The organism is Rhodococcus sp. IEGM 1306 (assembly GCF_036541985.1).
GTDB classification, from domain to species: domain Bacteria; phylum Actinomycetota; class Actinomycetes; order Mycobacteriales; family Mycobacteriaceae; genus Rhodococcus_F; species Rhodococcus_F qingshengii.
Genome location: NZ_JAZHFF010000006.1, coordinates 184,108 through 200,537, shown reverse-complemented (window position 1 = coordinate 200,537; position 16,430 = coordinate 184,108). Strand labels below are relative to the sequence as shown.

Sequence of the window (16,430 nt, the reverse complement as noted above, 5' to 3'; positions counted from 1 at the left end):
CGCTCCCATGGATTCACGTGATCAGCCACCGAACGTTCGTGAAAAACAAGGCTGGTGAAATGTGAGGTGACGGGTTGAGTGCTTTTCCGTTGTCTCGGGCTCAGCTCGCGCTGTGGTTCGCGCAGCAATTGAGTCCGTCAACTCCGTTCGTGGTGGCTCAGTACGTGGAACTACGCGGACCGGTTGACGTCGACGCGCTGATCGAGGCAACGAATACGGCATGTCATGAATTGGAGTCGCCGTTCGTTCGCCTCGTCGCTACCGATGCCGAGCCGGCACAGGTCGTCGATCATTCGATCGTCGACGATCTCGCATACCTCGACTTACGCAGCGACCGCGACCCGGTTCAGCGCGCGAACGAGTGGATGACAGCGGAATACTCACGGCCACTTGACGTGATGTCTGACCGCCTGATCTCGGCAACCTTGCTTCACCTGGCAGATGAGCACTACTACTGGTACTCGCACGCCCATCACCTCGTGCTCGACGGACATGCGGCGATGACACTCACCGCTCGGGTGGCCGAGCGCTATTCGCATCTGGTTCATGGCAAGACGCTGACTCCTTTCGGTGGTCTCGGGGTACGTGCACTGCATGACCTCGACGTCGACTACCGATCCTCGTCGCGGTATCGATCGGACGAGCAGTACTGGACGGAGATGTCCGAAGGCCTGCCCCGCCCGGTTCGCCTCGCCGACGGCGCCGGCCTGACGTCCATGCCGCAGCGCATGATGGTGCGGACACTGAATCCAACTCTTGCAAAACAGCTTTCGGATGTCGCGACCGAGTGGACTACCTCCGAGGTGGCGGTCCTCGTCGGTGCATTCGCGTCCTATCTCGGTCGCATGACTGATTCCGATGACGTAGTCCTCAGCTTGCCGGTGTCCGGCCGCACCACGGCGACGTCGAAACGTTCAGGTGGGATGCTGTCCAACATCGTGCCTGTTCGTGCGCAACTCGAACGGGATCTGTCGCCACAAGAACTGGTGCGTCAGATCTCGGTTCAAATGACCGGTGCGCTACGCCACCAGCGATTCCGCTACGAGGACATGGGCTTCCAGGAAGGTCAGGGCGGATCCCGTGAGGCGGCGGGCCCGGCCGTGAACGTCATGATGTTTCACGAAGCCATTCGGCTCGGCGACGTCGTCGGCGAGTTTCACGTCCTCACATCCGGCCCCACCGAAGACCTGTTCTTCAGCATCTATCCGTCGATCGCGGGGGAGAACGTTCGCCTTTCCTTCGAAGCCAATCCGCACCTCTACAGCGAACGTGACTTGGCGATGCATCATCGTCAGTTCGTTCGGCTACTCGAGGGGTTCCTCGACTCGGCTACCCGTGCGCTCGGTGACCTCCCCATCCTCTCGACGGATGAAGTGAAGGATCTGGTCCCTGCGCTGGGTCCGCGGACGGACGGATTCGCGACGCTCGATTCGGTCATCAGAGGCGGCGCAAGGCAGGGGAGTGCTGTCGCGATCCGCGAGCAAGGTGTGGACGTCACTTACGACCAGCTCGGCGCTCGCGCGGATGCACTCTGCGCCTTGCTCGTGGAGAACGGAGTCGGACGAGGCGACGTCGTCGGGATCCTCACCGAGCGCTCGACCGATTCCGTAGTTGCATTCCACGCGGTAGTGCGGGTTGGTGCTGTCCTTCTTTTCGTGGATCCTCAAACACCCTCCGAGCGTGTCGCTTTCATTCTCGACGACGCCGACGTGTCCGTTGTGGTCGGTGGCGAACTCGTGGACGTGCCGGCTTGGGTGTGCGTCGTTGATCCCAGTGGCGACGAGACCGTCGAAGGGCCGGTGGATCGACGCGTGGGGGCGGGTTCATCTATCGCCGACCTGTCTCTGGACGACACCGCCTACGTGGTCTACACCTCTGGTTCTACCGGGCGACCGAAGGGTGTCGCGGTCACGCACCGAGGCATTGTGCCGTTGCTGCGTTCTCACGCACGGCGTCTGAACATCGATAGTTCCTCCCGCGTCGCGCTCCTTGCAAACACATCGTTCGACGTGGCGATCCTCGAGATTCTGCTTGCACACGGCTGCGGCGCGACCGCAGTGATCGTTCCTCCCGGATTGATCGGCGGAGTGGACCTCGAAGACTATTTGCGGCTCGAAGGTGTCACGCACCTGAACTCGACGCCATCGGTTCCGTTGACGATGGATCCTCGGGCTTTGCCGGAACTTCGAGTCTTGAACGTCGGCGGCGAGCGACCGCCGGGAGCGCTAGTGGATGCGTGGTCGAGTCACGTCGACATCGTGAATTCGTACGGGCCCAGTGAAGCAACCGTCGCGGCATTCATGAGCGAGCCGCTCGCGCCTGGTGGTGATACTCCGATCGGGCGCCCGATCGACGGCGTTTCCGCTGTGGTGTTGGATTCGTCGTTGCTGCCCACTCCGGTCGGCGCCGCGGGGGAGCTGTACGTGATGGGACACGGACTGGCGCGAGGGTACCTTTCTCCGACGCTCACCGCGGAGCGTTTTGTCGCTGCGCCCTTTGGTGCCACTGGTGCCGGCGAGCGCATGTACCGCACCGGGGATGTCGTGCGATGGAACGATGCCGGTCAACTCGAGTTCTTGGGTCGCTCTGATCAACAAGTCAAGATCCGTGGAGTACGCGTCGAACTGGGCGAGATCGAGGCTGTGCTCCTGTCGACTCCCGGCGTTGCGCAAGCAGCGGTGGTCGAGCGATCCGGGTCGCTTGCGGCGTATGTGACCGTGGCCGAAGGTGCAGCTCATCCGTTGAGCCAGACGATGGTGCTCGATCATCTGGCTTCCCGACTTCCTCGTTCCATGCTGCCGAGTTCGGTGACTATATTGGCAGCATTGCCCGTCACGAGCCATGGAAAGACTGACCGTTCAGCGCTCCCCGAACCGGCGTCGTCCGCGCCGGCCGAGCAGCGCGCGGCGGTCAACCGTCCGATCGAGTACGACGAGGAATTGATTGCCTCGGTGATGGCCGAGGTCCTCGGCGTCGGAGTTCTCGGACCGCACTCCGACTTGTTCGCCTGGGGCGGTAGTTCACTCGACGCCGTGTATGTTGCCGCGCGAGTGAGTTCCGCTCTCGGAAGACGGGTTGGTGTCAGGGACGTGTTCGGTGCCCCGACGCCGGCGCGCCTGGCCCGGGTGATCCGTGCGGGGCGGGCGGAGTGGATGGTGGAACCCCAACGCATTTCGGACGACCTCGTCGTGGAAATCGCACCGGCGCAACAACGCCTGTGGTTACTCAACCGTCTGGATCCCCAGTCGTCGGCGTACAACATTGCGTTCGAGGTCGCGTTCAGTGGTGCTCTGGATATCGAGGCGATGAGGGCGGCGGTAGGTGACCTGACCGATCGCCATCTCGTCTTGCGTACTGTTTTCTCGTTCGACCAGAATCACGATGCGTGGCCGATCCAGGTTGCGACCGCGACTCCGGTGACTCTGATCGAGGTTGCGTCCGAGGATTACGAGGCTGCGTCAGCGGATTTGGTTGCGGCGGGTTTCGACCTGGCGACCGATGCGCCTCTTCGCTTGATCCTCGCCTCCGGCAGCGACGCCGACCACCGCATGACCGTGGTTGCCCATCACGTCGCCCTGGACGGCCTTTCGTTCGCGACGATCGTCTCGGACCTCGTCGCGGCGTACGACGCTCGCGCCGACGGACGGTCGCCGATCTGGCCTTCGCCCGCTCTCGACTACCGCGACTATTCCGCTTGGCACAGAACCATTCTCGGTGATCCCGCGGATCCACAGAGCTTGGCAGGACGCCAGCTGGAATTCTGGTCCGACACACTCGCCGGTGTTGATCCGACTCTGGCGCTTCCCGTGGACAGATCCCGCCGGCCGGACCAACCGTCGTCGGCGCGGGACGTGGCGTTCGAGTTGCCCTCACCTATCCATGCGGCGCTGAACGAGATCGCTCGCGCGCACGACTGCACAACCTTCATGGTGTTGCACGCCTGCCTTGCGATCGCACTGAGCAAGATCACCGGTGCGTCCGATGTGGTCATCGGGACCCCGACCTCCGGACGAACGCATCCTTCGTTCGACGGTGTCGTCGGTATGTTCGTCGGGACCGTCGCGCTGCGAACGCTCCTTCGCGGCGGAGACACGTTCGGTGAGTTCTTGACTCAGGTGCGCGAGGTTGATGTGGCGGCCCTGTCCAATGCCGACGTTCCGTTCGACTGGGTGGTCGACCGTGCGGTCGGTGGGGCCGTGGGCGAGAAGAATTCTTTCCTCCGAGTTGTTCTCGCTGTCGATCCGGTAGCGCCCGACTCCGAGATCGCGATGGGAACTCTGACGGCGCACGGCACTCCGCTACCCCCCGTGCACCCTCGCTTCGACCTCGAAGTGACTGTGCGCGAGGATCGTACGATTGACGGAGACGCGAGCGGTATTCGCGGTACATTCCGATATGCCGACGATTTGTTCGATGCAGGCACCGTGCAGAGCTGGGTCGAGCGGCTTCGTCGAGTGTGTGGCTCGATTACCGAGAACTCGTCAATCATGTTGCGTGACATCGATGTTCTCAGTGTTGCGGAACGCGAAGAATTGTCGGCTCGGGTGCCGGCGCCGTCGATTGTCGCGCAGTCGCTGCCTGACCTCTTCGGGGCCGTCGCAGCCCGGCATCCGAATGCAATCGCGGTGTCGAGTGGCGATACTCGTTTCACCTATGAAGAGGTGCGAGTTCGTTCGGAGGGCCTTGCCGCTGTCTTGATCGATCGAGGAATTCGAGTCGGTGATCGCGTGGCGGTCGCCCTGCCTCGATCGGTCGACCTCGTCGTAGCCATCATCGCTGTCGTTCGCGCGGGCGCGACGTACGTACCGATCGACTTGCAGTATCCCGACGCTCGTATCCACTACGTACTTGCCGATGCAGGCCCGAAAGCGATTCTGTCGACGGACGAATCTGCTGGGCGGTTCGTTGGGTACGAGCAACTTGTCATCTTCGTGGACGAGACGACTGACGCTACGGCCGACTGGCCCGTTGCACAGTCGGAGTCCGCCGCCTACGTGATCTACACTTCCGGATCAACTGGAGCTCCCAAAGGCGTAGTGGTGTCTCAGGACAACGTGTTGGCGCTGCTCGCCTCGACCCGAGAGATCTTCGACTTCAACGCCGAAGATGTGTGGACGATGTTTCATTCGTACGCATTCGACTTCTCGGTCTGGGAGATGTGGGGTTCGTTGACCACTGGCGGATCCCTCGTGATCGTGGACGGTGATGTCGCGCGCTCACCCGAAAGATTCGCGGATCTGATTGTGCGGGAACGAGTGACCGTTCTCAATCAGACCCCGGCCGCCTTCTATGCGTTGGCGGAAGTCACGCAGGAAATGCTGCTTCCGCTCCGGACGATTGTTTTCGGCGGTGATCGCCTCGACGCCGGGCGCGTGGAGGCTTGGTTCGATCGGCACCCGGACGTGCGGGGCGTCAACATGTTCGGAATCACCGAAACCACAGTCCATGTCACCAGTTTCGACCTTGTCCCCGGTGACGAGACTGTCTCGCCGATCGGGTCCCCACTACCAGGGTTGCGCAGCTACGTACTGGACGCGTCGTTGAAGCCCGTCCCTCCGGGATCTGTCGGCGAACTGTATGTTGCGGGTCCGCAGGTGGCCGAAGGCTACTTGGGTCGACCCGCGATGACGTCTTCGCGATTCGTGCCTGAACCCGGATTCGATGGATCACGGATGTACCGCAGCGGCGATCTGGTCCGTTGGCGAGCCGGCCGACTCGAATATGTTCGCCGCGCCGACGGTCAGATGGCACTGCGCGGTTACCGCATCGAACCGGGCGAGGTCGAATCCGCGCTGTTGGCTCACACGTCGGTGGAGCAGGCCGCGGTAGTGGTGAGAGAACTCGACAGCGGGCCGACTTTGGTCGGTTACATCACCCCGGGGAGCGGACACGACCTCGACGGCGTCTTGCGGACTGCTCGTTCGTTGCTGCCCGCGCACATGGTTCCGTCGGCTTTGATGGCGCTCGCGTCATTACCGGTCACGATCAACGGCAAAATCGACCGAGCATCGTTGCCGACCCCGGTGTCTCTCACGCAGCCGACTCGGCAGTCGCGAGACTTCTTCGAGCAGACAGTCGCAGCTATTCTGAGCGATTTGATGGAAGTTCCGCATGTCGATCCGGTCCGGAACCTCTTCGATCAAGGCGCCAATTCCTTGATCGCCACTCGTCTTTCGTCGCGTCTGAACTCCGCCCTGGGCTGCAACCTCGACGTCCGCGATGTGTTCGAGCACCCATCCGTCGATCAGCTCGCAGACATCGCTGCTGCGCGGATAGGTGTAGGGCGAACCGGCGCGGAGCACGCGTCTGACGTGTCCTTGGGGCCTCGTTCGGACAACACGGAAGTGCACCTGTCAGCTTCCCAGCATCGAATGTGGATTCTGAATCAGTTGGATACAGACTCCGCCGGATACAACATCCCGATCGTGCTGCGCTTGGCAGGCGAGCTGGACGTGGTTGCGGCCGAACTGGCAATTCGTGACGTGATCAATTGCCATCGCACCCTGCGGACCGTGTACCCGGTTGTCGGCGGCGGCCCGGTTCAGACGGTGCTCGACGCCGCGGATGCGCTTCCGGCCTTTCAGCTCGAGGCACTCGACGGCGGCGACGCCGAGAATTGTGTAGCAGAACTGGTGGGTTCGGGCTTCGATGTCACCGTTGATCCGCCCGTACGTGCGGCACTTCTCCAGGTTTCACCTGTCGAGCACATCCTGGCTGTCGTCGTCCATCACATTGCCGCCGACGCTCGATCACTCGAATTGTTGGTCCGCGACTTCACTGCGGCGTACATCGCCCGCTCGGCGCAGCACGCTCCGCAGTGGTCGCCGCTCGCGCTCGAATACTCCGATTACAGTGCATGGCAAAGGGAATCGGGGATTCCCGAGACGGTACGCAGCTACTGGATGCAGGCTCTCGAAGGACTTCCCGAGCAGGTGACGCTTCCCCTCGATCGTCCACGTTCGACGTTCGCCCGTGCGTCGAGCTGTCGGGTGGAGATCTCAGGTTCGGTACGAACGGGCCTTCAGACACTCGCACGATCGAACAACGCGACCATGTTCATGGTTGTACACGCCGCTCTCGCGGCGCTGTTGGCGAGGTACAACGGTAGCAATGACGTAGCTGTCGGCACTGTTGTGTCCGGACGCGTCACACCTGAACTCGACGAGCTGGTCGGCATGTTTGCCGGCACGATTGTTCTTCGAACCGAAGTCGATCCGTCGAACTCGTTCGGCCGGTTGGTCGAGCAGGTTCGTCAGCGTGACGTAGCGGCGTTCGCGCACGCAGAGATGCCCTTCGAATCGCTGGTCGATCTGATCGACCCACCGCGATCGCGTTCGCGACATCCGTTGTTCCAGGTGGCGCTCTCGTTCCGAACTGCTGAGACCGCCGCGTGGTCGATACCAGGGCTGGACATCACACAGATTGCTCCTGAAGTCAGGCACGCAAATTTCGATCTGCAGGTCAACGTCACGGACGAGGGGGTCGGGGGCGAACTCGGTCTCGAATTCGTCTACAACGCTGATCTATTCGATGATCTGACGGTATCGAGCTTTGCGGGCCGGTTCGAGCGCTTCCTGAATCAAGTGTCTGTCGACCCGAATGTCGCCGTAGGGCAAATCGACCTGTTGGACAGTGCGGAACGAGCTCTTCTCGTCCCCGTACATGGCGCGGTCGACCGGCCTGATCGATCTCGACTTTCCGGTACGACACTTGCCTCCATGCTGCGCTTCGGCGTCGAATCCGCCCCGGACGCTGTGGCGGTCGAGGGTGAGGGCAATACACTGACTTACCGGGAACTCGATGCCCAGTCGGATGTCGCAGCCGACGAGTTGCGCTCCCGGGGAGTTGGAGTCGACCAGGTCGCTGCTTGGACTGCAGATCGGTCGATTGCGTCGATCGTGCAACTGTGGGCAATCGCGAAGGTCGGTGCAGCTCCGGCATTGACGGACCCGGAACAGCCGCAGGCGCGAGTACGCGATGTCCTCGAAACACTGGGCACCGGAGCGATCGGCGGCCGCAACGCTGGTGGTGAGAAAGTCACCGACTCGGTGCGCGAATATTCCGAGAACCTGGCGGCCTACGTAGTTTTCACGTCAGGAACGACCGGAACCCCCAAGGCTGTGGTCGTGACCAACGGCGGGCTCGGTGTGATCGCCGAAGACCTGCCCGGTCGATTCTCGGCTGGGCCAGGTTCTCGCGTATTCCATCGCGGAGCGCCAGGATTCGACATGACGTTGCTCGAGGTGCTCATCGCGAGTGCGTCCGGGGCCACGCTCGTTCTGGCGAAGAACGAAGAACTGTTCGGCTCGGGACTCGCATCAGCACTGAGGCGCGAGCGAATTACTCATCTGTGCGCCACACCTACTGTCGTCGCCTCGATCGGCGATCCTTCGCTGCCGGACCTTTCCACGGTGATGTTCGGGGGCGAGCGACTCGGCGGCGCGTTGGCGAAGCGCTGGCAAGCCGGACGCCGAGTCATCAACGGATACGGACCTGCCGAGTCGACGATGTATTCGCTTGCTACCGAACCACTGTCGATCGAACAACTGTCGGGTGACACTCACGACGGATCGATCGGGTATCCACTGGCCGGGGTCGACGCCGTCGTGCTCGATGATCGACTCGAACCGGTGCCGCCGGGAGTCGCCGGCGAACTGTATCTCTCAGGTCGAATGCTCGCTCGCGGTTACGCCGGCCAACCGGCCCGAACTGCGGAACGATTCGTGGCAACCGGTTCAGGCGCCCGGATGTACCGGACGGGCGATCTGGTGATGTGGAAGCCGGAAAGCCCCAAATCCGAGGGAAATACGTATCGCCTGCATTATCTCGGGCGAACCGACGTGCAGGTGAAGGTCAACGGTGTCCGGATCGAACCGGGTGAGATCGAGGCAGTCATTCAGTCTGTCGCGAACGTCGACTTCTGTGTCGTCGGGGTTCGGTCGGCCGAAGGTGGAAGTCCTCTGTTGGTCGCCTACGTGAGAAGTTCAGGTGCCGAAAGAGTTGACACAGGTCAACTTCGCGCTGCCGCCGCAGAAGTCCTTCCGACGTACATGGTTCCGCATGCCATCGTCGACATCGAGGGCGAGCTTCCGATGCGGAACGGCAAGGTCGACTTCGCCCGTCTCCCGTCGCCGACACTGGATGCTTCCCGTGCAGAGGGGCCGGCCACCGCCACCGAACGTGTTGTAGCCGGAGCTTTTGGTTCCGTCCTCGGTGGGAATGAGGACGACCGCGACGCAGACTTCTTCTCGCTCGGGGGCAACTCGCTGTCGGCCGCGGAGGTTACCTCGCTTTTGAGTAGTACTCTGGGGCTGGTTGTTCCGCTCAGGACCGTATTCGAGCATCCAACAGTTGCGGCGTTGGCAGCCCGGCTCGATTCGCTCGAGCAGAACGACTCGGTGACCGATCTTGTCCGACTGGAACCGCGCCGCGACCCCACGCCCGCACCCCTGTCACGAAACCAGCGTGCGATGTGGGTACTGAATCAGCGGAACACGGCGAGCGGCGCGTACAACCTGCCGATCTGCATCGAGATCGACGGTGAACTCGACGCGGCGGCGCTGCGTCAGGCAGCAACGGATCTTGTCGGTCGTCATGATGTCCTCAGAACCCGGTATCCGGGCACTCCACCGGTTCAGGTCGTGGATCCTCCGACCTCCGTGACAATGGAAACGCGGCTGGTCGCCGACATCGAGGTCGAGGTGCTGCTGCGAGAGTTCGGCTCGCGTGGTTTCGATGTAGCGGCAGACCTGCCGGTGCGCTGGATGCTGCTCCAGGTGTCACCGGTCAGGCACGTTCTGGCAGTGAGCTTTCATCACATCGCAGTCGACGGGGTGTCGATGCGAACGGTGGTCGGCGACCTGCTGACCGCGTACGACAAGCGACGAGCTGGACTGGATTCGCAATGGTCTCCGTTGCCGATCCAGTACGGGGATTTTGCCGCGTGGGAGGCAGCACGTGACGTTTCCCCTGTCGTCGAGCAGTTCTGGCGCCGAACGCTGGACGGTGTGACATCTGTGTCTCCGCTGACGGTGGATCACTCCGATGGCGGGCCGGATACCTTAGCGCAGCGAGTGAACTTCGTGATACCAGCCGTCATCACCTCGGCACTGCAGGCGCGAGCCGACCGATTGAAGGTCTCGCTGTTCGCGGTGGTTCATGCGGCGTTGTCGGTGGTGCTTGCCAAGCTGAGTGGAAATCCCGATGTCGTGATCGCGACAGCTGTCGACGGACGGCGGGCGCCTCAGCTCGACGGCGTGGTCGGCATGTTCGTGGATACGGTGCCTCTTCGCCTTCGGATCGACGGGGACGTGCCGATCGATCTTCTGTTGGGTGCAGCTTTCGATGCTGATGTGGCAGCGTTCGAAAACAGCTCTGTTCCTGCCGAGTTGGTTGGTGAGCTGCTCGGTGGACGAACTCCCCAGATTGCGCTGGGTCTGCAGAACTTCGCGATCCCTGCCGTGGAGGTTTCCGGCCTCACGATCGAGGCTCGCGAAATCGAGACCGCGACAACGAAGTTCCCCATGCATGTCTCGCTCGCACCCGCTGACGACGGTTCATTGACCGGAGCGCTCATCTATGCCGCGAGCGCATTCGATCCTTCGAGCGCCGACGCGGTTACCCGACAGCTGTCGAGAGTGCTCACCTCGATTGCCGAGGATGTACCAGTACTCGTTTCGGATCTCGTGGTGGGCGCGGCGCCCAGTTGGACTGCTGCCGAGGTCGATTCGTCCCGCACACTGACCGAGATCTTCGCCGCCACCGCGGCGCGATTCCCGAACAACATTGCTCTCGACGACGGACACCGCACGGTGACGTATGCCGAACTCGACTCTGCCTCGGATGCCCAAGCCTGGGAACTGGTGGCTCGGGGAGCAGGACCGGGTGCCGTGTACGAGATTCCGGCGGTACGGACTATCGCGTACCTGGTCCGAATGTTGGCGATCTCGAAAACGGGAGCGGCATTCGTGCCGATCGACCCCGACCTGCCACCGGCACGTCTGAAGCAGCTGCGCACAGTCCTCTCCGATCGCAGCCCTGTTCCCGGTCGGCAGTATCCGGATTCAGTCGCGTACGTTGTTCACACGTCCGGGTCGACCGGTGAACCGAAAGGCGTTGCAGTCACACACCGAGGACTGGGCCTGCTGACCGACGATGCTGTCCGCAAGTACGGCGTGACTTCGGACTCGGTTGTGCTGCACGGTTACAAACCGACGTTCGATGCAGCAATCCTCGAGATGATGTTGGCGATCGGCGCCGGGGCTACCTTGGCGGTCGCTCCTCGGGAGGCTTTCGGCGGAAGGGCACTCGAAGAATTCGTCGCAGAACGCGGCGTCACTCACATGTTGTCCACTCCAGCCGTACTCGACACGATGGCTCCAGAGCGGTTCGATTCGCTCGAGGTGGTGGCAGTCGGTGGCGATGTGCTCTCACCTTCCACCGCGCGTGCGTGGAGTCGCCGCGCGCGAATGCTCAATGCGTACGGACCGACGGAATGCACGGTGGTCACCACTGTCGCCGAGGTGGATCATCGGGTCACCATCGGAGTCCCGCTCGCCGGAATCGGTGCAGAGGTGCTCGATACGCGACTGCGTCCGGTGCCGTGGGCCGGGATCGGTGAGTTGTACGTCAGCGGGCCCGGGCTTGCGATGGGCTATGCCGGAGATCCTGCCGGCACCGCCACGTCGTTCATCGCAGCACCCGGTGGGCACCGCCGTTATCGGACCGGTGATCTGGTTCATCGCCGCACGGATGACACGCTCGGATTCGTCGGACGCTCCGACCGTCAGATGAGCGTGCGAGGAATCCGCGTCGAGCCCGCCGAAATCGAATCAGCTCTGCGTCGGTGCACGGGCGTCGAGGCTGCGGCGGTTGTCCTCGTCGACGACATTGCGGTTGCATGTGCGGTCGGCGACGGTGTGGAGGCGGATCAGCTGACAATCGAGTTGGCCGCGATGTTGCCTGCGTATCTGATGCCCGGCCGCGTGGTCGTATTGGAGTCGATCCCGCTCACGACGAACGGAAAACTGGACGCAGATGCGTTGCGGCGCCATGTGTTCGAGAGCCAGGCGCCCGATGCAGCAGTGACGGTTTCGGAGGAACTCGTCACCGCTGTCATGTCGGAACACGTGTCCGGAAGTTTCGGCGCTCTGCACAACCTGTTCGAATCAGGTGGTGATTCGTTGGCCGCGGCAGCGGTGGCAGGTCGACTCGCCTCGATCTTCGCGCGAGATGTGCCTGTTCGCGCCGTCTTCGACAATCCGTCGCCGCGAGCGATGTCTCAGTGGCTGTCGGCGAGCGCGTCCGATGGCAAACGCCGCGAACTGACTCGACGTGATCCCGGCAAGCCGGCCCCGCTGGCGCCCTCGCAACAACGACTCTGGCTGATCAATCAGCTTCAGCCGGAATCGACTGCGTACAACCTGACGTTTGCAGCGGTCCTGGCAGACGACATCGATCGTTCGGTCTTGAGCAGCGCCCTCGGCGACGTCGTCGATCACCATGCCGTATTGCGAACTGTCTGTGTTCCGGGCGAATTCGGTCCGCAACAACTTGAAATGGACTCTGTTGCATTCGATCTCACTGCGGTATACGTCGGCGATATCCGTGCGAGCGCTTCGGCATTCGCGACTGTGCCGTTCGATCTCGAACGAGATGTTCCGTTCCGTGTGCGTGTGTTCACCGAAAAGGCAGGAGTCGACTCTGCAGGACTGACGGTCCTGGTCATCGTTGTTCACCACATCGCGATCGACGGAGCGTCGATGGGCCCGATCCTGACCGATTTCGTGGCAGCCTTCGAGGCCAGGTCGGCAGGTCTTCCCTGGGATCGCTCGTCGGGGGAGATCAGCTACGGCGACTACAGTTTCTGGGCGAGAGAGAGCTTGGGTGACCCCGAGGATTCTCTCAGCATGGCCCACCGGCAACTCGACTACTGGTCGGACGCACTTTGTGGCGTCGAGGATGTGTTGGCTCTACCCGTCGACAACCCCCGGAGTCCCGTGTCTTCACGATCCGAGGAGATGGTGACGGAAGTCCTCGACGGCGCCACCTACGACGCGTTGTCGGCGTTGGCTCGTTCGCATGGCGTCACGGTATTCATGGTCGTCCACAGCGTGATTGCCGTGCTGCTCGCTCGCGAGTGCGTCACGGACGACGTCGTGGTGGGAGCAGCTGTGAGTCTGCGGAACGATCCGGCGCTGCTGAGCGTCGCCGGAATGATGGTGGGTACTGTCGCATTGCGCACGAGGATCAACTCCACCGATCGCTTCGCTGCTGTTCTGGACGAGGTTCGCCGTGCCGATCTGGAAGCAATGGCGAACGCGGACGTCTCGTTCGACGACGTCGTTGCGAAGGTCGATCCGCCGCGCAGGATGAACGAGCATCCGCTGTTCACGGTCATGCTGGCGTACCGGCGAGCGCTGGAGTTGCCGCAGATCGACGGCATTACCGTCTTCGACATCGACAACGCAGGGGCGTCGACGGGTTACGACTTGACGTGGGACCTGGTCGACACCGGTGACAGTCTGACTATTCGATTGCTGTATGCGACGGAGAAGTTCCGCGAGTCGACCGCGGAACTGTTCATGCAGCGGGTGAGACGTATCGCCGAATCAGTGACCGCGGAACCCGAGATTGTGATCGGGGAGATCGAACTGCTGTCCGGACTCGAACGCTCGGCGCTGACTGCTGCGAATCCTCGCCACGTCGAACCTCTGACGATTGCCGACATTTTCGAACGCGCTCTGCGTCAGGCGCCCGACGGCGTCGCGCTGGAAGAGAACGGCAGACGCTGGACTTACCGCGACCTGCACGAGGAGTCGTCGCACTGGACACGCGAGTTGGTGGTCCGAGGAATCGGACCCGACGACGTGGTGGCCGTTGCGCTCGGGCGCGGGCATCTGTGGATCGTTGCGCTGTGGGCAGTAGCGCGTGCAGGCGCAGCGTGGCTGTCGCTCGATCCGGCGCTGCCGACAGCGCGCCGGCAGACGATGGTCGAGGAATGCGGTTCGGTTGTCGGTTTGACAGCTGGAGGTGCATCCGAGAGTTTGCCCGAGTGCGTCGAGTGGGTGGCGATGGACGAATCCCGCACTGCTGGTGGCGCTGCCGAGGTATCGGCAACGCCGGCTCACCCCGACAACCTCGCCTACGTCATCTACACGTCGGGTTCCACGGGAAGACCCAAGGGCGTGGAGGTTTCACATCGCGGAATCATGAACGTCTGCACCGCCCACGCCGAGATCGCCGAGCTCGAGCGTGGCCCCCGAGTCCTGCAATTGGCGTCGTCGACCTTCGACGCGTCGGTGATCGAGATCCTTCTCGCGGCTGCAGGGTGTGGAACGCTGATTCTGACTCCCGACTTCGTCTACGGGGGAGAAGAACTCACGAATCTGCTGATAGCCGCCGACGTAACACATCTGATCGTGACGCCGACGGTCCTGGCGACAGTCGATCCGGATGCAGTGCAACCGTTGATCGTCGAATCGATGGGGGAGCCGCTCTCTGCGCGCCTTGCGTCGGCGTGGTCACCCCGACATCGCATCGTCAACGGATACGGACCGACCGAATCAACGATCGCGGCATCGATTTCCGCACGGATCACTGACGCGGACGTCACTGTCGGCACTCCAGTCCCTGGTACGACAGCATTTGTTCTCGATCAGAGGCTCCGACCGGTTCCGGATGGCGTTGCGGGAGAACTGTTCCTCGCCGGTGAGAATGTGGCACGGGGGTACGTCGCTTCCCCGGCTCTGACGTCCGAGCGCTTTGTTGCCAATCCTCATGCGGTGGGGACTCGGATGTATCGCACGGGTGACCTCGTGCGTCGTAGGCGTCACGACCGAGCGCTCGAGTACCTGGGTCGCAACGACGCGCAGGTGAAGGTGCGGGGTGTCCGCGTGGAACCGGCGGAGGTCGACGCGGCCCTGTCAAGCCATGGAGCAGTGGCCTTCTCGGTAACCGTTGTCTGTGACGACGGGCACGGAGCCGCTGAACTCCGTTCGTACGTAACGCTGGCGGAAAACGGTTCGGCGACGGAATCGGAGCTTCGCGGGTTCGTCTCCGGCCTGCTGCCGAAGCACCTGCTGCCTTCGTCGGTGACGATAGTGGGCGAGGTACCGTTGCTCGCTTCGGGGAAGATAGACGCAGCGGCACTTCCTGCTCCTTCACCGCAGCCAGGGTCGAGTGTGGATCGACCCATCTCGGATACCGAACGTCACGTGGCACAGGCATTCGAGGGCGTGACCGGCGCGAAATCGGTCGGCCGCTATGACGACTTCTTCGAGCTCGGCGGGACATCGATGGGTGCAGTTCGAGTGGTTACGCGCTTGCGTGAGAGCCTGAACAGGGAATTCCCGGTTCAATGGATTTTCACCGACCGAACTGTGGCGGAGCTTGCCTCTCGGATGGATCTCGTTCATGCCGATGTCTTCGAGGGTGATTCGCTTCGTTCGGATCCGCTGGACACGGTCGTCATGCTCGGCGGCGACCCCGATGACCAACGGCCGCCGTTGTTCTGTGTGCATCCGGTCAGCGGAATCGCCTGGTGCTACGCCGGACTCGTCGGTCAGCTGCGGGGTCGACGGGTGTACGGCATCCAGGCAACGGGAGCAGGTGAATTGCCAGGCACGGTGGCGGAGTTGGCGTCGGGGTACGTCGATGCCGTACGGACGGTGCAGCCGTCGGGTGAATACCATCTACTCGGTTGGTCTGCCGGCGGAACGATCGCGCTCGAGATGGCGAGCCAGCTCGAAGAGGCCGGCGATCTGGTCGGTTCGGTTGTCATGCTCGACGCGCTGTTACCGGAGATGATGCCATCGGTACAAGCGGCTCCGAAACCTTCCGAACTGTTCGCGCAGATCGGGCTATCCGAGGTTGAAACTGAAACTGCAGCACTGACTTTCACAGACGTTGCGACAGAGATCCGAAGGCAGACCGGTATGGATTTCCTTTCCGATACGGTACTCGAATCCGTAGTGGGTCGGGTGGAAAAACTGTCGCGAATCGTTCGGGACCACACGCCGAGGCACTATTTCGGGTCAGTGGAACTGTTTGTGGCGCAGCATGATCTGCCTGAACATCGTCACCTGGTCGAAAGGTGGTCCGAACTGGTGGGGCCGTTGCGGGCGTACCTGGTCGACTGCTCCCACTCGGAAATGTCGAGCACTGAGGTGTTGGCGGAGGTCGCCCAAGTTCTCGTCGGCTATCTCGAAGGTGTCGATTCGGATTCGAAGGATCGCAATCATACTGGGGTGCAGTAGATCTAACGGGCCGGGACTTTGGTCCGGAATTGTCACTCCCGTGGTCCCCTTGCTTCAGTTCCGCAAGTGGAATCGGTAGCATTTCCCTTGTGGCAGTAAGCCATTCAGAAACTATCTCCGGAGGATCGTATGTTGGGTTCCCTTTTTTCCATCAGCTCTGAAATCGGTGTTCCG

At 62.2% G+C, this 16,430-nt stretch carries 1 protein-coding gene; it reads left to right on the top strand.

Annotation, left to right across the window (positions count from 1 at the left end):
* The first annotated feature begins 74 nt into the window (after nt 1-74).
* Nucleotides 75-16,256 (top strand): non-ribosomal peptide synthetase, encoded by a 16,182-nt coding sequence (locus tag V3587_RS18915; protein ID WP_283377181.1) that lies wholly within the window; start codon nt 75-77, stop codon nt 16,254-16,256.
* Nucleotides 16,257-16,430 lie beyond the last annotated feature (174 nt).